Annotated in this window: 22 protein-coding genes and 1 pseudogene; 10 read left to right on the forward strand and 13 right to left on the reverse strand. The window is 69.9% G+C overall.

The genetic code is table 11. The annotated features are described in order from the left end of the window. Positions 1–11 precede the first annotated feature (11 nt). A complete protein-coding gene (locus tag DRB89_RS11285; RefSeq protein WP_239516092.1) occupies positions 12–1418 on the forward strand; it encodes an FAD-linked oxidase C-terminal domain-containing protein in 1407 nt (468 codons plus the stop codon). Positions 1419–1453: 35 nt separating this feature from the next. On the opposite strand, the gene DRB89_RS11290 is transcribed toward DRB89_RS11285, so the two are convergent. Next, entirely contained in the window at positions 1454–1933 is a 480-nt protein-coding gene (locus DRB89_RS11290; RefSeq protein ID WP_112463261.1) for an SsgA family sporulation/cell division regulator, read from the reverse strand. Positions 1934–2209: 276 nt separating this feature from the next. On the opposite strand from DRB89_RS11290, the gene DRB89_RS11295 reads away from it, so the two are divergent. After that, positions 2210–2791: a DUF2510 domain-containing protein gene (locus DRB89_RS11295; protein ID WP_275435580.1), complete on the forward strand. Its 582-nt coding sequence runs from the start codon at positions 2210–2212 to the stop codon at positions 2789–2791. Between the two features lie 35 nt (positions 2792–2826). Here DRB89_RS11295 and DRB89_RS11300 read toward each other — a convergent pair. The 10 genes and pseudogenes from DRB89_RS11300 to DRB89_RS11345 all read right to left on the reverse strand — a co-directional run. Next, positions 2827–3132, reverse strand: a pseudogene (locus DRB89_RS11300) (replication initiator); the annotation flags it as partial. A gap of 47 nt (positions 3133–3179) precedes the next feature. Further along, entirely contained in the window at positions 3180–3503 is a 324-nt protein-coding gene (locus DRB89_RS11305; RefSeq protein WP_112446756.1) for a hypothetical protein, read from the reverse strand. A 5-nt stretch (positions 3504–3508) separates the two neighbouring features. Further along, positions 3509–3691 (reverse strand): hypothetical protein, encoded by a 183-nt coding sequence (locus DRB89_RS11310; protein ID WP_112446755.1) that lies wholly within the window; start codon positions 3689–3691, stop codon positions 3509–3511. 90 nt (positions 3692–3781) lie between these two features. Next, positions 3782–4123 carry a SpdD-like protein gene (locus DRB89_RS11315; protein ID WP_112446754.1) on the reverse strand — a complete coding sequence of 114 codons (342 nt, stop codon included), beginning with the start codon at positions 4121–4123 and terminating at the stop codon, positions 3782–3784. 24 nt (positions 4124–4147) lie between these two features. Next, positions 4148–4306: a hypothetical protein gene (locus tag DRB89_RS43690; RefSeq protein ID WP_112446753.1), complete on the reverse strand. Its 159-nt coding sequence runs from the start codon at positions 4304–4306 to the stop codon at positions 4148–4150. An 18-nt stretch (positions 4307–4324) separates the two neighbouring features. Further along, positions 4325–4519: a mobile element transfer protein gene (locus tag DRB89_RS11325; RefSeq protein WP_112446752.1), complete on the reverse strand. Its 195-nt coding sequence runs from the start codon at positions 4517–4519 to the stop codon at positions 4325–4327. 9 nt (positions 4520–4528) lie between these two features. Next, positions 4529–5173 carry a DUF2637 domain-containing protein gene (locus tag DRB89_RS11330; protein WP_112446751.1) on the reverse strand — a complete coding sequence of 215 codons (645 nt, stop codon included), beginning with the start codon at positions 5171–5173 and terminating at the stop codon, positions 4529–4531. Positions 5174–5244: 71 nt separating this feature from the next. Next, complete coding sequence (locus DRB89_RS11335; RefSeq protein ID WP_112446750.1) at positions 5245–5430, reverse strand: hypothetical protein; 186 nt, start codon at positions 5428–5430, stop codon at positions 5245–5247. An 83-nt stretch (positions 5431–5513) separates the two neighbouring features. Continuing rightward, positions 5514–6869: an FtsK/SpoIIIE domain-containing protein gene (locus DRB89_RS11340; protein WP_112446749.1), complete on the reverse strand. Its 1356-nt coding sequence runs from the start codon at positions 6867–6869 to the stop codon at positions 5514–5516. 2 nt (positions 6870–6871) lie between these two features. Next, complete coding sequence (locus DRB89_RS11345) at positions 6872–7228, reverse strand: hypothetical protein (RefSeq protein WP_112446748.1); 357 nt, start codon at positions 7226–7228, stop codon at positions 6872–6874. 425 nt (positions 7229–7653) lie between these two features. On the opposite strand from DRB89_RS11345, the gene DRB89_RS11350 reads away from it, so the two are divergent. After that, the gene (locus DRB89_RS11350; RefSeq protein WP_204357987.1) at positions 7654–8694 is read left to right on the forward strand and encodes an XRE family transcriptional regulator; all 1041 of its coding nucleotides are present in this window, start codon (positions 7654–7656) and stop codon (positions 8692–8694) included. On the opposite strand, the gene DRB89_RS11355 is transcribed toward DRB89_RS11350, so the two are convergent. Next, positions 8678–9472 (reverse strand): NUDIX domain-containing protein, encoded by a 795-nt coding sequence (locus tag DRB89_RS11355; protein WP_112446747.1) that lies wholly within the window; start codon positions 9470–9472, stop codon positions 8678–8680. The genes DRB89_RS11350 and DRB89_RS11355 overlap by 17 nt on opposite strands. Before the next feature lie 67 nt (positions 9473–9539). Next, the gene (locus DRB89_RS46310) at positions 9540–10079 is read right to left on the reverse strand and encodes a nuclease-related domain-containing protein (RefSeq protein WP_343234503.1); all 540 of its coding nucleotides are present in this window, start codon (positions 10077–10079) and stop codon (positions 9540–9542) included. A 1035-nt stretch (positions 10080–11114) separates the two neighbouring features. Here DRB89_RS46310 and DRB89_RS42800 point away from each other — a divergent pair. The 7 genes from DRB89_RS42800 to DRB89_RS11395 all read left to right on the forward strand — a co-directional run bounded on the left by DRB89_RS42800 (position 11115) and on the right by DRB89_RS11395 (position 16153). Continuing rightward, positions 11115–11552 (forward strand): hypothetical protein, encoded by a 438-nt coding sequence (locus DRB89_RS42800; RefSeq protein WP_162688537.1) that lies wholly within the window; start codon positions 11115–11117, stop codon positions 11550–11552. Between the two features lie 311 nt (positions 11553–11863). Next, positions 11864–12322, forward strand: coding sequence for a hypothetical protein (locus DRB89_RS11370; protein WP_112446744.1), 459 nt, complete (start codon positions 11864–11866; stop codon positions 12320–12322). A gap of 218 nt (positions 12323–12540) precedes the next feature. Continuing rightward, complete coding sequence (locus DRB89_RS11375) at positions 12541–12906, forward strand: PH domain-containing protein (RefSeq protein WP_112446743.1); 366 nt, start codon at positions 12541–12543, stop codon at positions 12904–12906. Between the two features lie 154 nt (positions 12907–13060). Beyond that, a complete protein-coding gene (locus DRB89_RS11380; protein ID WP_112446742.1) occupies positions 13061–13966 on the forward strand; it encodes a DUF2797 domain-containing protein in 906 nt (301 codons plus the stop codon). 113 nt (positions 13967–14079) lie between these two features. Beyond that, complete coding sequence (locus tag DRB89_RS11385) at positions 14080–14421, forward strand: antibiotic biosynthesis monooxygenase (RefSeq protein WP_112446741.1); 342 nt, start codon at positions 14080–14082, stop codon at positions 14419–14421. Beyond that, positions 14402–15283 carry an amidohydrolase family protein gene (locus DRB89_RS11390; protein ID WP_112446740.1) on the forward strand — a complete coding sequence of 294 codons (882 nt, stop codon included), beginning with the start codon at positions 14402–14404 and terminating at the stop codon, positions 15281–15283. Before DRB89_RS11385 ends, DRB89_RS11390 begins: the two co-directional genes overlap by 20 nt. Before the next feature lie 102 nt (positions 15284–15385). Further along, positions 15386–16153, forward strand: coding sequence for a response regulator transcription factor (locus tag DRB89_RS11395; RefSeq protein WP_112446739.1), 768 nt, complete (start codon positions 15386–15388; stop codon positions 16151–16153). Positions 16154–16174: the final 21 nt, after the last annotated feature.

The following is a 16174-nucleotide window of genomic DNA, read 5'->3' on the forward strand; positions in this document are numbered from 1 at the left end:
ACGCTGGCCCCATGGCTGACGACGATTCCGCACCGCTCCACGCTTCGCCCCACCGGCGGCTCCACGCGCTGCTCCTCGAAGGCCTCCCGCCCGGGGCCCTGCTCACCGACCCCCAGGTGACCGCCTCCTACGCGACCGACATGGCGAGCTTCTGCGCGGCGGGCACCCCGGCCGCGGTGGTCCTGCCCCGCACCGCCGAACAGGTCCAGCACGTCCTGCGCACCGCCCACGCCCTACGCGTCCCCGTGGTCCCACAGGGCGCCCGCACGGGCCTGTCGGGCGCGGCCAACGCCTCCGACGGCTGCATCGTGCTCTCCCTCGTGAAGATGGACCGGATCCTCAAGATCGACACCGTCGACCGGATCGCCGTCGTCGAACCCGGCGTCGTCAACGCCGTCCTGTCCCGCGCCGTCGCCGAGCAGGGCCTGTGCTACCCGCCGGACCCCTCCAGCTGGGAGTCGTGCACCATCGGCGGGAACATCGGCACCGCCGCCGGCGGCCTGTGCTGCGTCAAGTACGGGGTCACCGCCGAGTACGTGCTCGGCCTCGACGTGGTCCTCGCCGACGGCAGGCTCCTGCGCACCGGCCGCAGCACCGCCAAGGGCGTCGCGGGGTACGACCTCACCCGCCTGTTCGTCGGCTCCGAGGGCAGCCTCGGCGTGGTCGTCCGGGCCGTCCTCGCCCTGCGCCCGGCCCCGCCCCGCCAGCTCGCGCTCGCCGCCGAGTTCCCCTCGGCGGCGGCCGCCTGCGAAGCCGTCTGCGCCGTCATGGAGGCGGGCCTGACGCCCTCGCTCCTGGAGCTGATGGACCGCACGACCGTCCGCGCCGTCAACGCCCTGGGCAAGATGGGCCTGCCCGAGACCACCGAAGCCCTGCTGCTCGTCGCCTTCGACACCCCGCACGCGCCGGACGACCTGGCCGCCGTCGGATCGCTGTGCACCGCCGCCGGGGCGAGCGCCGTCGTACCGGCCGAGGACGCGGCGGAATCCGAGCTGCTCCTCCAGGCCCGGCGGATGGCCCTGCCCGCACTGGAGGCCCTGCGGCCCGCGACGATGATCGACGACGTGTGCGTACCGCGCTCGCGGCTCGCCGAGATGCTCGACGGGACCGCCGCCATCGCCCGTGCGCACGACCTGCTCATCGGAGTCTGCGCACACGCCGGAGACGGCAACACCCACCCCATCGTCTGCTTCGACCCGGCCGACGAGGACGAGGCCCGGCGGGCCCGCGCGTCCTTCGAGGAGATCATGGCCCTGGGGCTCGAACTGGGCGGGACCATCACGGGCGAGCACGGGGTCGGCGTCCTGAAGAAGGACTGGCTCGCCCGCGAACTCGGCCCGGTGGGGCTGGAGATGCAGCGCGCCGTCAAGCACGCCTTCGACCCGGAGGGGCTGCTCAACCCGGGCAAGCTGTTCTGAGCCGGACAACACCCGACGGCCCCGGGCGGGGCTCCTCACAGCTCCCCGTCGGCCGACTCGTCCGACGGCCACGGGTCGCGCATCCACAGGTCGTCGGCCGGCGTCGGGGCGAGCAGCTCGGCCAGCGCCGCGTCCAGGCCCAGCCGGTCGGCCTCGGTGCCGGGCGGCACGATCCGCAGGGTCCGCTCCAGCCAGGCCGACACGGACGCGGCGGGGGCCTCCAGCAGCGCGTCGCCGTCGGGGGAGCTGAGCGCCATGCACAGGACGGCCTTGTGGTCGACCTTCGTGGGCCAGATCCGCACGTCGCCGTGGCCGCACGGGCGGAACACCCCCTCGACGAGCAGCTCGCGGGCGAAGGTCCAGTTGACCGGGGTGCTGGAGCCGGTGTGGAAGGTGATGTGGACGGCGTACGGGTCGTCGGTGAGGTAGAGCAGCCGGGCGGGGACGGCGATGCTGCGCTCGGGGGAGAGGACCAGCTTCAGTTCCAGCTCGCGCTCGATGACGGGGTGGTGCATGACGGCCTCACTTCGGTGCGGGGTGCGTACCCGGGCGGTGCGCGGGACCGCGAACCGGCCCCACGCCCGGAGAGAGCGCCGAAGTGCCCGGGTATGACGCGACTTCGCGGGGCAATCTGACGATTGGCCGAATTCTGTCGGGTGACCGGAATCGCGCGTACGGGGCGGCGTTCGCCCGAAGGCTTGGATTCTCCCGTTACCGGACCTGCCGGGGGGCGGTTCTTGGCTATGGTCCACACCTGCACAAGCCTCAAGCCACGATCGGAGTTGGGGACATTGACGGCCTCCCCTGGTGACGGCGAGCACGCGGCCCGCGAGGGCTACTACCCCGATCCGTCCATCCCCGGGTACGTCAGGTTCTGGAACGGCCTGAACTGGGTTCCCGGTACGAGCCGCCCCGCGGTCGCGGCCGACGAGACGGGTCCGGTGTTCCTCGACGAGACCGGCGTGAGCCAGTTGCTGCGCGAGCCCGAACCGGAACCGGAACGAGAACCCGATCCGCTGCCGTGGCACGGCGCGGAGCGCGCCCGCGACGCGGAGCCGGGGGCCGACCTCGTGGCCGCGGCCGCGGCGTGGCAGGCCGACCCGCTCCACCAGTCGGGCTTCGGCGGGCCGCGCGACCACCGGGTGTCCTGGGGCAACGAGCCGGCCGCCGCTGCCGCTCCCACCGCCGCTCCCGTTCCCGCTCCCGCAGTTCCCGCCGCTCCCGCCGCCGGGGCCGCCGCCCGTCCGTCCGGGATCTCGCTGGCCCGTACGCCGGTCACCGCCCGGGTGTCCGGCTCCGCGGCGCCGGAGGGCGTCGGCATCCTGTCGGCCCGCTCCCCGGTCAGCGCGGCCCCCGAGATCTATACAGGGTAGGTCGTCGGCAGGGTCGAATGGGTAGAAGAGACAGTGTCGCGGACGGTGGCGGGGATGTCTCGGCGGTCGTCTCCGGCTAGTCCGGCGCGGATCAGGTGGTAGGTGTCTCCGGCGTAGGTCCAGGCGCATGCGGGGCAGCGGGAGGCGCGGCGGTTGCCGCAGGCAATGCGGAGGCGGGCGCCGGGTTCGTTCTCAGTGGAGTAGTGGTGCAGGATCTCGCCGGACGCCTTGTCCTTGGCGAGGGTCCAGCCGGTGATGTGGATCGGGTCGGAGCAGCCGCCCGTTCGGTGGATCTGGTCTTCCCAGCGTGCGTAACCGGGAGCCCCGGCCACCTTCAGCATGTCGCTGATGGTGGCCGGGTCCAGGTCCGCGAGGGTCGCGGTGTTGGTCACGCAGTCACCACCGCGGGGGCAGGGGCGAAGACCGTGTAGACGCGGAGGGTGATCCGGCCGAGAGGCGCGGTGAAGAGGAGTTGCCGGTCGCTCTTGAGGTTGGCGAGCTGCACATCGCGAGCGTCGGTGTGCGTGGCCAGGCGCCAGGCTTCGAGATCGGCCGGGGTGTCGAGGAGAACGTGTGCCTCGGTGGGCGTGATCTGGCTGGTGGTGATGTAGGCGCCGGGCAGGTCCGGGTGGAGTTCGGCCAGTTGAGCGAGGGCTACGAACACGGCGGTCTGCGTGGTCAGCGGGTTGGTCAGGTCGGTGTCGGTCAGCATGGCGGTCACCGCGCGGCCGAGGTGACGACGATGCGGCGGGCGAGGCGCTTGCCGGTGCCGTGGCAGGCGGGGCAGTGGGCGGTGATCGTGCGCAGGTGGCCGGTGCGGTCGCGGCCGCCGAGGGTGATCGCGACGGAGGCATGGCCGTCGCAGTTCGGGCAGAGCTGTCCCAAGGCGTTCTGGTTCATGATGGTGCTTCCTTCCGGATCGGCTGGTTCGGGCAGGAGTACGGCGCCGGGACGGCGGAAACTTGGCGGTGAAAGCCGTCCCGGGGCCGGTCAGCGGTGGTTCTGGTTGAGCAGCGAGCGCAGGACGACGGCGCAGACGGCGACCGAGGCGCCGGTGATGGCGACGGCCAGGAGCATGGAGACCAGGACCGCCCCGACGACGAGGACGAGTCCGGCTCCACCGGCGACGGCGGCGACGAGGCCGGCCGGGGTGAGGCGGACGGCGGGGAGCTGGACGCGAGGCTGCTTGGCGGCCGGGGTCGCGGTGTGGTCGCAGCCGCAGGCCGGGACGGCACCGTGGTGCGGCTCAACCGTGGCATCCGTGGTCGACTGGACAAGCGGCATGACGAGGCCGGTCGGGAGCGGGTTGACCGGGATCTTCGGGCGGATCATGGCGGTACTCCCTTCGAAGGCTTGTTACTTGGTGATGGCGTTGTCGATGACGGGGGCGAGGAGGCTGTCCGCGAGGAGGTAGCCGCCGAGGAGGATCACGGCGACGAGCCACCAGGGCGGGCGGATCAGCTTGATTCCGAGGGCGCCGACGACGATCAGTGCGAGCCAGAGCGGGACGTCCATGACGGTGGCCTTCCGGGGTCAGCTGACGCGGCAGCGGTGGGAACGTGCGGCGAGCTGGGCGGCGGTGCTGGTCGTGTAGTTGGTGACGGACCAGCCGCATCCGTCGGTGGTGCAGACGGCGGCGTGCTTGGTGCGGCCGTGGCGGTCGCGGTAGGTGCCGATCTGGACGGGGCCGATCTGCATGAGCGAGTGGAAGCGGTCCGGGGCAGGCATCGGGTCTCCTCAGGCGAGTTGGGCGGTGATGGCGGCGGCCATGGCGGCCGGCACACCGAGGCGAGCGCGCAGGGTGTCGGTGTCGAGCGGGCTGCCGGTGCGGGCCAGATGATCGGCGGCGAGTTTCCGGGCGTGCTCGACCAGTGGGGCCGGAACGGGCACCGACACCGGTTCGGGTGCGGGGAGAGCCGGGACTGGCTCCGGCTCGGCGACGGGTTCAGGTGCGGTGTCGCGTTCGATGACCGCGGGGGCCGGTTCCACCGCGGGAGCCGCGGCGGGGGTCGGGGTGGGGTGGACGAGGAGGGTTCCGCCGAGGAAGGCGAGGGCGGGCCATCCGGCGACCAGGATCCGAAGCCAGGCGGGCACCGACCCGAGGTCGAGGAGTCCGGCGGTGGCGACGTTCGCCCCCAGCGACGCGGCAAGGGCGACGGTGAACCAGGTCCAGGCCGAGCGGACTGGTTCCCCGGCGTCCCTCAGGAGCCGGAGTCGGCGCCAGGCGGCGACGAGGAGCAGGTCCACGCTGACCGGGTAGGCCCAGGCCTTCCAGCCCGTCTGTCCGGCGGCTTCGGCGAGGTCGTGGAGGTGGGCGAAGGACAGGGCCCCAGCGATCACGGCCTGAACGAGAACGGCGTCCGGGCGAGGCTTGGCGAGCATCGGGGTTACTCCTTCCAGGGTTGGAGCCGGGGCCGGGCGGGACAGTTGGCCGGCCGCCCGGTCCTGGCGGTTCAGGTGGTCGGGGCCTGTCCGGTGCCGAAGCAGGTCAGGCAGAGAGCGGCCTGACGGTCGGCGGTCTCGCGGGCAGTCCGGCGGGATCCGACGCGGACGGTTTCGGCGGTCTCGCCGCTGCCGTTGCAGTCGGGGCACGGTGCCGGGGCGGGCTTGCGGGTGGTGGTCTTCCTCGCGGTGGCCATGAGGATCACTCCTGCTTTGGGCATGAGAGGGGTAGGGACCTGGCGTGGTGCGGTCACGCCGACCGGTGGAGCGAGAGGGAGGATCAGACGCTGGCCGCGGTGGGCTTCGGCCGGACCTTGCCGGTCAGCACGGGGGCGGGCAGTACGGGCCGGAAGGGCGCCAGTTCGCCGATGTCCGGCGTGCGGTGGGCGTTCGCGTTGCAGACGTTCACGGCCTGGCGGAGCGTGGTGTGCGGGGTACGGATCCGGACCCAGCCGCCGGAGGAGTCACCGACCACGGCCGTACCAGGGCGGTCGGTAGGGATCTGGACCGCGGCGAGGACTGCGTCCGGGGAGATGTCCCCGAAGGCCATGTTCGCCGAGGTCTCGTCGTTGACGCGGTGGGCGGAACGTCCCGTGAGCTGGGCGCGGAGCATGGTGATGCCCTTGCCGAGTTCGGAGCCGAACCTTTGGCCGCAGATTTCCAGGTAGATGCCGGCGGCGCGGCCGAGCTGGGCGAGGCGGACCAGGTCGGTGATGATCTGATCCCGCCGCTTCTCCTCCTCCTTGGTGACCCACAGGGCGAGCTCTGCGACCTCGTCGACCAGGAGTACGACGGGGACGGGGCGCAGGTTTTTGGGCAGGTCCCAGATGTTGGCGGTGATCTCCGCGTCCGGGGTGTCGGAGCTGATCCTCTGTTCGCGCCGGATGATCTCGTAGACGCGGGCCATGTAGCGGACGAGCTCGGCCAGCAGATCGGCGGCGGTCTCGGGGCTGTCGGCGAGCGCGGTGAAGCGGCGGGCCAGTGGTGCGAGTTCCACGCCGTTCTTGCAGTCGATCCCGACCAGGGCCACGTGCTGAGTGGCCAGGCCGGCCACCAGGGTGCGCATGTAGACGGACTTTCCGGATTGCGTGGCCCCGACGTTCAGGGCATGGGGCACCTGAAGGTAGTCGCGGCGGAAGATCTCGCCGTCTTCCCGCAGGGCCACCGGGATACTCATCGGCTTGTCGTCGCGCGGGGCGGGCATCTGCACCCGCTTGAGGACGTCGTACCCGGTCATCCGCAGCTCGATCACCGACGACCTGACCTCCCGGGCACTCACGTTGTGCAGAGCGAAGGAATGGCGCAGTCGGTCCGTCGCGGCGGCGACGTCGTAGGCATCCTGGCCGGGCCGGAGCCTGAGCCGCAGGACCAGCCCGGTCCGAGTTGGCCGCATCCGCAGGATTCGCGGCCCCCGGGACTCGGGGACTGGGCGGTCGGACCACCGGGCGAGGGCCAGGCGCCACCGCGAGGGCGGGACGGTGAGCCCGCAGGCTTCCATCACCGACCGGTAGCGGACCAGGACCCGCAGGGCAGCGAAGGTGACCCCGAAGGTCAACCAGTACCAGGCCGGGCGCCGCCAGCGCAGTACGAGCGCGATGGTGACGAGGACCAGGAGCGTGACCGTTAAGGCGTTCACGGTCAGGCAGCCTTCGGCTTCGAGACATCGGCGGTCAGGGAGGTCACCGCGACGGCGCGGAAGCTGATGCCGTGGCGCTTCTGCCCGTTGAACTCGTTCTCCCACGGCCGGGCCACCAGACCGGTCAGCGCGACCGGGGTACCCATGACCAGCTCACCCGAGATACCAGGCGCCGGCACGGACACAGACAAGACCTCAGCCTCCCCGTAGGCGGCGAAGAGCACGTCCACGGTCATCATCTGGGCGCCGGTCTCGGCGTCGGTGGCGATCTCACCGGTCCGACGGTCCTTGATCTTCACGGCCGGAGGTTGGGCGACCATCACCATGGCGGCTGCGGTGTCGACGGGAATCTGACGCATGATTGAACTCCCTTTCAGAGGGGTGGGAGCGGCGGGCTACTTGGCGGTGGGTCGCCGCTCCGTTCCGTTGACGTTGGCCCGGGTCATCCAGCCACGGGCCCTTCGGTTCCCAACTGGTGCGCACCAATAGGTTGCATCTGGTGCGCACCAGATGTCAAGCGTTGCCGCGAGCCGACTTCTCAACTCGACTTCCTGCGGCACTCCTAGAGAACCTCAAGCCCCAACAGCCCGGTAGCCAACAGGGGTTAACCCAGTTCGGGTTAACCCCTGACCACCTGCATCGATGTGAGGCATGCTGCCTTCACGGCTCAGAAATCACATGCAGGGCGGTGCACGTGACGAACGGACTTCGAACAGCGCGGCATGCACGAGAGTGGTCACAGGAACGCTTGGTTCGAGAGATCGAGCGGTACGCGCGCCAGCACGTGCTGACGGTCGCTTCGACGGCGAGCCTGCATGTCTACGTCTCGGAGTGGGAGAACGGCAGGCGTCCTATTTCCGAGCGGTACGGCAAGGTCCTGCGGGCCCTGCTCGGCATCACGGACGACGAGCTCCAAGGCCGGCGAACCAGTTCGGCGGCACCCGAGGCCGATGGGTATGACGAACTGGTGAACCGTATCGACGCGGCTCGCAGCGTCAGTCTCACCATGGTGAAGACCTTCATGGACCAAACGGAACTACTGCGAACCGTGGATCGCCAGATGGGAGCAGCGAACCTTGTCGACCAGATGACAGGGCACTTGTCCACGCTTGAGGACGCGCTCACGTTCGCCGTACTGCCGGAGACCAGGCGTCCAGTAGCACGGGCTCTCGCGGGCGCGGCAACACTCGCTGCATGGCAAGCCCTCGACTCCGGAGCGGTGGAGCGAGCCTGGAGGCACTACGAGTTAGGTAAGCGGGCAGCCCAGGAGGCGGGCGAGCCCATGTACCTGGCTCACGCCACCGCAGAGCAGGCATACGTGCTCTGTGATGCCGGGCGGCCGGCCACCGCCGTCGAGTTGGTCCGTGACGCCATCCGAGTGGGCGGCACGCACCTGTCCCCGCGGTTGAAGGCATGGCTGTATGCGGCAGAGGCCGAGATCTGCGCCAAGGCGGGATTGGCGGACGACTGCCGTCGAGCTTTGGACGAAGCCGCGCGATGGCTCCCGGGCGGAGAGGAAGCCAGGGATCCCGACATGCTGAGCATCTTCCTGAACCACGGCCATCTGAGACGGTGGCGAGGCAATGCCCTAGCCCTGCTCGGCGACGATGACGCGGTCGACAGCTTGTACGACGCGCTTGGTGCCCTGGATCCGACATTCATCCGAGCCGCATCGGGTCTTCGATGCGACCTGGCTCAGGCACATCTCGCCCGAGGCGAGTACGACCAGGGACGCGAGCACCTTCAGCAGGCTCGCCTACTGGCGAACCGCACAGGATCTGTACGACAGCGCCGCCGGATCGAGCAGCTCACGCAGCAGCTGTAGGCGGCGCGCCGGCCGCACGAGAGGCCAGCACGTGGAGGAGGGCGACCAGCGTCCCGGAGCCCATCAGCTCACCCCGAGCCATGAGCTCAGGAATGTCGGCGAGAGGCACCCATGCGACGTATCCCGCTTCCTCAAGGTCGGTGGGCTCGCCAACATGCTGCGCGCCTCTCCCCACGTAAATCTCGTGAGGCGAGTCCACCATGCCGACCATGGGTTGGTACGTCACCACGTGCTCAAGGGCGTCGGGCCGCCAGCCGGTCTCTTCCTCCACCTCGCGGAGTGCGGTCGTGGCGGGGTCTTCTCCCGGATCCACGATGCCGCCAGGCAGCTCCCAGCCGAAGGAGTCGGGGACGAAGCGGTACCGCCACAGCATGAGAACCCGGTCCTGATCATCCAGAACAGCGGAGATCGCCACGTGGTGGAGCCGCACTACATGGTGCTCGAAGCGCTCGACACCAGGAGGCTCAACGTCGGCGAGCGTCAGTTTCACCCACCGGTTGTCGTACACAGTCCGCTCACCGTGGATCTGCCACCGCTCCAAGTCGGGAGGAGTGGTCACAGACACTGAGCGGTCCGGCACACGGTAGGAGCTGCGTCCATACACTTCGAGGACACCCTCGGCGATGAGCTTCGCGAGGACCTGCCGAAGCTGCGTACGACCGATCTCAAGGTCTTCTGAGAGTGTTCGCTCGGACGGGAGCTTGGCCCCGGGCGGGTACTTTCCTGTCGCGATCCACTCACGAATCGTGCGGTACACCCGCTCCGACTTCGGCCCCATGCCTTCAGCACACTCCCCTGCTCATTGACTGGACCGCACCAGCGTAGTCAGCGGAGGCACCTGCTGACTACGGTCCGAGCCATGCCCTGCGATGACGGGCAACGGCGTACACCTCATCCACCTGCTCAGGAGAGAGCTTCCCTGTGAGCGGACCCAGGGCCGCTACCTCTCGTTCCCTGTAGATGCGGACCGCAAGCTGGGTGGGCACGACTGGTAGCTCCTTCACCCCAACGAACACCAAGACTGGCTCCACCGGTACCGGGAACGAGCAGTGACTCGCCAGGACGGTTCGAGCGCGCTCCGCCTCGGCACGGCTCTTGACGACGTAAGGCCGCGCGGGCCCATGGTCGATCTTCACCATGGTGTCCCCAATCCACACCGACTTGCCGGGATGATTCTTGGTGTTGATGGTGAACACCCCGCCAGGGCCGATAAGCATGTGGTCGATGTCCCCGCCCCGCGTCAGCGGAAGGGAGTGCAGAACCTTCCAGCCGTAGGCCGTCAAGCGTTCGAGCTCGGCTCCCACCTTCCGCTCACCGGCCAACCCCTTGAACCAGGAGTCCCATTCGGTCTTCCTGCGCAGCAGGCGAGCGAATGCACGCTGCATGGGCGTTGGCCCCTTGGCCGCAATGAGAGAAAGCAGTTCGGCCCCCGGACGGTTGAGGGCGAGATCATCAGGTGTCGTCAGGGTCGGTAACGTCGGCCGTACGACTGGCGTAGGCCGCGATCCGATGGGCTTCACACCCGTAGGCGGCTTCGGTGGCTGCGCTTTCGGTGGCTGCGTTGGGGACGGAGCTTCTCCGGTGAGGTGAGGCTGGAGCAGTCGCAGAGCCGCACGCCGATGCTCTTCGAGGAGGACAGTCACCTTGCCAGTGCGGAGGTCCACCCACGCCGCGGCTGTACCGTCCGGCAAGTTCACGTAGAGCCGATCCTGTCCATGCCTCTTCCACCTGGCGACCCTCAGTTCGCTCACGGCTGCCCCCAGTCACGTCCTGCCCCGAAGGCCATGGGACCAGCCGAATCACGCCCCCACAAGAGGGCCAAGGGTCAAGGTCTGAGCGGTGACGGATGCCTACGGGTCCCAGGCCAGAGCGGAGTGGGGTCAAACTTTCCCTACTTCATCAAGGGCGCTTCCGCCGCCAAGGCGGCGTCGCGCGCCCGTCGCCCCGGGCCTGCGCTCCTGTCTGCGCCCCGCTCCAGCCCGGGGCGCCGGCCGCGCGCCAATGGCTAAGGACTTGATGGGCAGGATGAGCCTGGCCTGAGCGGTGAACCGCATGTCAGGACGGATGCCTCCGGCGGGGGCGCTCTGACTCTGGGATGCGGGGGCCAGTCGTGCGACCGCGGCTTCGTTGTGGTTCGGGGTGGGGGGCTGTCATCCCGTCTGCCGTCGTCCCAGGGCAAGCCGTAGCAGACCAGCCGCCAGGGGCCCAGGTCGTTCGTCCAGCGGGGCGCTCCACCTGGGCCCCTGGCGACTGCCCTGCTACCACTCCGTGTGGGACGACGGCAGACGGGATGACAGCGGGGTGCATTCTGACTGGCGCCGCCTGCGAGTTTGCACCCGATGCCGATCAGAGGTCAGATGGAAGTGGATCCTCTACGGTGAGCTAGGCGAGGCGAGGCGAGCCCAATGCCTGATCAACCGGTGGGAGAGAACGTCCAGCAGCCGAGGCGGGTGGCATGCAGAGCCTGCGAAAATCAGATGCTGCGGAATGAGATTTGTGTATGTGGGTGGCGGAGGGGTCTAGACCCGAATAAGAAGGTAGACGGGATCTATGCCCGGGAGGAACTGCATAAGAACATCAGGCTGTTCGCTATTTCTGCAGTGCCGGGCGGCGTGGTGCTTTTTATTTTCGGTGTAGCTACTGGCGGGGTATTCCTTGCCATCCTTGGCGTGCTCTCCGCGGTCGGGGGCGTTGGCGCCCTGATGGTCACACAAAAGGGTGCAATTTGGGACGGGTTGCAATCTGAAGAGAAGCTCATGGCCTTTCCTGGGATAGCGGCAGGCGCATTCTTCTTCCTTTTCTATGCTGTCATTATCGGCATTATGGCCTTCATTGGAAGCGTTGTGGGAAAGAAGTAGTCGCGTTAGGTCAGGCGTGCGAGCTGAGAGCTTTGTCAACCTAGGCTCTAGCAGTACGCAGTACAGCAGCGGAGTACCGCAACCACAGCAGCCGGTAGTGTCCTATAGCGTCCGTCCCGGGCCTCGAAGCGGCCGGTATGGCCGTCGCTGACCGATCTGGCTAGAGCTACGGATCAGAAGGTTGCAGGTTCGAATCCTGCCGAGTGCACAGCCCAAGAGGCCCCCCGGTTCACCGGGGGGCCTCTTGCGTTGCCCCGTGCCGTGAGGATGTGAGGGCCCCTTCGCGCGGGCCGAGGAAGCGAGGTGCCCCGATGGCGGTCTTCCGGTGCCGCGCCTGCCGCCGTGCGGTGACGCCCGCCCTCGCAGAGCGGCCCCTGCCGGACCCGGACACGGATGACGGCTGGTACCGGCCGCAGGCGTCGCCCTCGGACGCGAAGGGCCACAGCGACGGACCGATCGTGCGGATGGCCCCGGGTGCGTTCGCCGTCGACCCAGAGCCGTCCGGACCGCCGTACGTACTGGACGGGCCGTCCGGGCTGCTGGTGGAGTCCGGTCCGCGGGGCACCGCCGTACTCCACCCGGGCGACGGCATAGGCCTGGAGCCCCACCCGGACCCGGCCATGCGCCGCGGCTACTGCTGCGGGATGGACGGGGAATGGGGGCCCAACCTGGTGTGCGCGTGCGGCGCCGTCATCGCCACCGTCTACTCGGACTGCTATCAGGTGCAGGAGCTGAGACTGCGGCCGGAAACCGTCGAGCGCTGCGACTGATCCTCGAGCGCCCCCCGCCCGGCCGGATCGCCCTCCGTCCCTCTTCGTTCCTCCTCCTCTTCCTCCTCCTCGGGGAGGAGGGCTGGCTCCGGGGAGCCACAGGGGGAGATGGCTCCGGCGGGGGACGCGGGGTGGTGTGGGACCCGGATACGGTTCGTGGAGATCGGGGCCGTGGGCTCGATCGGGATCGATTCACCGGGAAGGCAGGGGGGACCCTCATGGGACTGTTCGGGAACGCACACGCAGTGGATCCGGCGTCGGCGCACCGCGACTACGCGCGGCTGCTGGGGCAGGGGGAGCAGGTGCATGCCGCGTATCTGCTGATCCGCGACACCATCCTGTTCACCGACCGGCGGCTCGTGCTCGTCGACAAGCAGGGGATCACGGGGAAGAAGGTGGAGTACCACTCGATTCCCTACCGGAGCATCACGCACTTCTCGGTGGAGACCGCCGGGCACTTCGACCTCGACGCCGAGCTGAAGATATGGCTCTCCGGAACCGCCGAGCCGATATCGAAGACCTTCACCAAGGGCGTCGACATCTATGAGGTCCAGGCGATCCTGACGCAGTTCGTCACCCGGTAGCCGGACGGGCTGGTTGGGCCGGACAGGTCGGGGCGCCCCCGGCCAGGGGCGGGGGAGGCCCGTCGTCGACATCACCAGGGTGGGAGGAAGACCGCGTGAAGGAAACCGGCGGGGCACTGGTCCAGTGCGCCTTCTTCGAGCGGCCGCTCCCGCTGTGAGCTGGTGGTGCACCGGAATCCGGTGGAGCGACGGACGGCCGGCCATCGGGTGGTGGCAGCAAGGTCCGCAGGGCCGGCCGGATGGGGCGGAGCGCAGCAGCGTCCTCACGTACGGGCAGCAGCTGGCCTTCGCCGCGCGGGGGGAGCGCCACTGCCTCGGCGTCCGGCGGGCCGGCCGGCGGACGCCGTGCCCGACGGCCCTGACGGTGCCCGGGCGGGTCGGGAACGCGCAGTGCCCCGACTGCGCCCGTCTGGACCGGTCCTTCTCGGTGGCCGCCGACACCAACGCGGCCGATCCGCGCACCTATCGGGTCTACCTCGCGTGGTTCGGGCCCGGACTGCTCAAGGTGGGGATCACCGCCGAGGAACGCGGATCCGCCCGGCTGCTGGAGCAGGGTGCGGTGACCTGGGCCTGGCTGGGGCGCGGCCCGCTGATGGCCGCACGGCGGACGGAAGAGCTGCTGCGGGCCGCGCTCGGGGTGCCCGACCGGATCGCCTACGCGCGCAAGCGGGCCGTACGGGGCCACCTGCCGCCGCGGTCCGAGCGGGCGGCGGAGGTCGCCGGGCTGCACGCGCGCGCGGCCGCGCTGGAGGGGTGGCCGGAGTCGCTGGGGCGGCTGGAGTGCGAGGTGATCGACCACGGGGACCCCTTCGGCCTCGGTGCGCTGCCCGCCCCCGACCGGGTGATCACCGAGATGGTGTCCGGGGGGACGGTCTCCGGGCGGCTGGCCGGAGCCGCGGGTCCCGATCTGCACTTCGCCGACGGGCTGGTCGTGGACACCCGGCTGCTCGCCGGATGGGAGCTGGTGGCGCCGGGCGAAGGGGCACGCAGCGAGGTGCCGACCGCCGGGATCCCGCCGGCGGCGCCCGAGGCTGCCGGCGCGCAGGACGGGCTGTTCTGACCAGGCCTGACCAGCACGGGCTGCTGGGTCCAAGGTCAAAACTTGGATCCCTTTGGCCTCCCGGGACGTTTTCCGGTGGACATGCCAGGTCCGGGCCGCAGAGGGTGGTGGGCATGAGCATCCAGCCTGTGCAGGCCTTCGAACCGCCGTACGTGATGAGTGTTTTCACCAGTGTCCGGACCGCCGACGACGGTGGTTACCCGGAGACCCTCGAGCGGATGACCGAGCTCGTCAGCTCCAACCCGGGCTTCCTCGGCTACGAGTCGGCGCGCACCCCCGGCGGACTCGGCATCACCGTCGGCTACTTCCGGGACCACGAGTCCCTCGCCGTGTGGCGCCGGGACCTGGAGCACCAGGCGGCCATGCGGCAGGGCCGTGCCGACTGGTACGAGAGCTACACGCTGCACGTCGCGACCGTCGAGCGGAGCCACGGCTTTGTCCGCGAAGACCGCTGAGGCGGTCCGCGTCTTCCGGGAACGGCTCGGCGTGCCCGGACTGGTCGACGTACACACCCACTTCATGCCCGAGCGGGTCCTGGACAAGGTGTGGGACTACTTCGACGCGGTCGGTCCGCTGACCGGCGTCGAGTGGCCCATCACCTACCGGCACGAGGAGGAGCAGCGGGTCGCGCTGCTGCGGGAGTTCGGGGTCCGGGCCTTCACCGCGATGCTCTACCCGCACAAGCCGGCCATGGCCGCCTGGCTCAACTCCTGGTCCGCGGACTTCGCCGCCCGCACCCCCGACTGCCTGCACACCGCGACCTTCTTCCCGGAGGACGGGGTGGCGGCGTATGTCGGCCAGGCCGTGGAGGCGGGGGCCCGGGTCTTCAAGGCACACCTCCAGGTGGGCGGGTACGACCCCACCGACGACCGGCTCGACCCGGTGTGGGGGCTGCTCGCCGAGGCCGGGATCCCGACCGTGGTCCACTGCGGCTCGGGGCCCGTCCCGGGCAAGCACACCGGGCCCGAGCCGATCGCCCGGCTGCTGGCCCGCCACCCCCGGCTGCCGCTGATCGTCGCGCACATGGGGATGCCCGAGTACGCCGACTTCCTGGACCTCGCCGACCGGTACGCCGAGGTCCGCCTCGACACCACGATGGCCTTCACCGACTTCTCCGAGCAGTTCAGCGGGTTCCCCCCGCAGGACCGGGGCCGGCTCGCCGGCCTCGGCGACCGGATCCTGCTGGGCACCGACTTCCCGAACATCCCCTACCCCTACGAGCACCAGCTCGAGGCTCTCGAACGGCTCGGCCTCGGCGACGCCTGGCTGCGCGCCGTCTGCCACGACAACGCCGCCGGGCTCTTCCACCTGGACTGAGGGGCGGGGCCGCCGCGGGCGGGGCTCTCGTGCGCCCGGTTTCTCAGGTAATTCACAGGTTCAGGCAAGAACGCTCTCAGAGGCGGCGGCCAGCGTGAACGCATGACTGCGACGACCACCTCCCACGCGTCCACGTCCACCGGCAACCCCACGGCCCTCGTACGGCCCGACGGCGGACCCTGCCGGGTCCTCGTCGTGGACGACGAGGCCGCCCTCTCCGAACTGCTCTCCATGGCCCTGCGCTACGAGGGCTGCGAAGTGCGCAGCGCGGGCGACGGGGCGGGCGCGGTACGCGCGGCGCGGGAGTTCAAGCCGGACGTCGTGGTCCTCGACATCATGCTTCCCGATATGGACGGACTGGCCGTCCTCGGCCGGCTGCGCCGGGAGATCCCGCAGGTCCCGGTGCTGTTCCTGACCGCGAAGGACTCGGTCGAGGACCGCATCGCGGGCCTGACGGCGGGCGGCGACGACTACGTCACCAAGCCGTTCAGCCTGGAGGAGGTCGTGGCCCGGCTGCGCGGCCTGGTCCGGCGCTCCGGCGCGGCGCAGGCCGCGCGCGGCGGCTCGGTGCTCCAGGTCGGAGACCTGCGGCTCGACGAGGACAGCCACGAGGTGGCCCGGGGCGGCCAGGACGTCCACCTGACCGCCACCGAGTTCGAGCTGCTGCGGTACCTGATGCGCAACCCGCGCCGGGTGCTGAGCAAGGCGCAGATCCTGGACCGCGTGTGGTCGTACGACTTCGGGGGCCAGGCCAACGTCGTCGAGCTCTACATCTCCTACCTCCGGCGGAAGCTGGAGGGCGGAACCGGCCTTCCGCCGATGATCCACACCCGGCGCGGGGCCGGCTACCTGATCAAGCCGGCCGAGTAGTGGCGCTCGACTCCACACGTA

The organism is Streptomyces sp. ICC4 (genome assembly GCF_003287915.1).
GTDB classification, from domain to species: Bacteria; Actinomycetota; Actinomycetes; order Streptomycetales; family Streptomycetaceae; genus Streptomyces; species Streptomyces tritrimontium.

Excerpts from the sequence above, each read along its gene's own strand:
- DRB89_RS11285 (WP_239516092.1), top strand. The coding sequence starts at position 12 with ATGGCTGACGACGATTCCGCACCGCTCCACGCTTCGCCCCACCGGCGG.
- DRB89_RS11290 (WP_112463261.1), bottom strand. The coding sequence starts at position 1,933 with ATGCACCACCCCGTCATCGAGCGCGAGCTGGAACTGAAGCTGGTCCTC.
- DRB89_RS11305 (WP_112446756.1), bottom strand. The coding sequence starts at position 3,503 with ATGCTGACCGACACCGACCTGACCAACCCGCTGACCACGCAGACCGCC.
- DRB89_RS11310 (WP_112446755.1), bottom strand. The coding sequence starts at position 3,691 with ATGAACCAGAACGCCTTGGGACAGCTCTGCCCGAACTGCGACGGCCAT.
- DRB89_RS11315 (WP_112446754.1), bottom strand. The coding sequence starts at position 4,123 with ATGATCCGCCCGAAGATCCCGGTCAACCCGCTCCCGACCGGCCTCGTC.
- DRB89_RS43690 (WP_112446753.1), bottom strand. The coding sequence starts at position 4,306 with ATGGACGTCCCGCTCTGGCTCGCACTGATCGTCGTCGGCGCCCTCGGA.
- DRB89_RS11325 (WP_112446752.1), bottom strand. The coding sequence starts at position 4,519 with ATGCCTGCCCCGGACCGCTTCCACTCGCTCATGCAGATCGGCCCCGTC.
- DRB89_RS11330 (WP_112446751.1), bottom strand. The coding sequence starts at position 5,173 with ATGCTCGCCAAGCCTCGCCCGGACGCCGTTCTCGTTCAGGCCGTGATC.
- DRB89_RS11335 (WP_112446750.1), bottom strand. The coding sequence starts at position 5,430 with ATGGCCACCGCGAGGAAGACCACCACCCGCAAGCCCGCCCCGGCACCG.
- DRB89_RS11345 (WP_112446748.1), bottom strand. The coding sequence starts at position 7,228 with ATGCGTCAGATTCCCGTCGACACCGCAGCCGCCATGGTGATGGTCGCC.
- DRB89_RS11355 (WP_112446747.1), bottom strand. The coding sequence starts at position 9,472 with ATGGGGCCGAAGTCGGAGCGGGTGTACCGCACGATTCGTGAGTGGATC.
- DRB89_RS46310 (WP_343234503.1), bottom strand. The coding sequence starts at position 10,079 with ATGCAGCGTGCATTCGCTCGCCTGCTGCGCAGGAAGACCGAATGGGAC.
- DRB89_RS11370 (WP_112446744.1), top strand. The coding sequence starts at position 11,864 with ATGGCGGTCTTCCGGTGCCGCGCCTGCCGCCGTGCGGTGACGCCCGCC.
- DRB89_RS11375 (WP_112446743.1), top strand. The coding sequence starts at position 12,541 with ATGGGACTGTTCGGGAACGCACACGCAGTGGATCCGGCGTCGGCGCAC.
- DRB89_RS11385 (WP_112446741.1), top strand. The coding sequence starts at position 14,080 with ATGAGCATCCAGCCTGTGCAGGCCTTCGAACCGCCGTACGTGATGAGT.
- DRB89_RS11395 (WP_112446739.1), top strand. The coding sequence starts at position 15,386 with ATGACTGCGACGACCACCTCCCACGCGTCCACGTCCACCGGCAACCCC.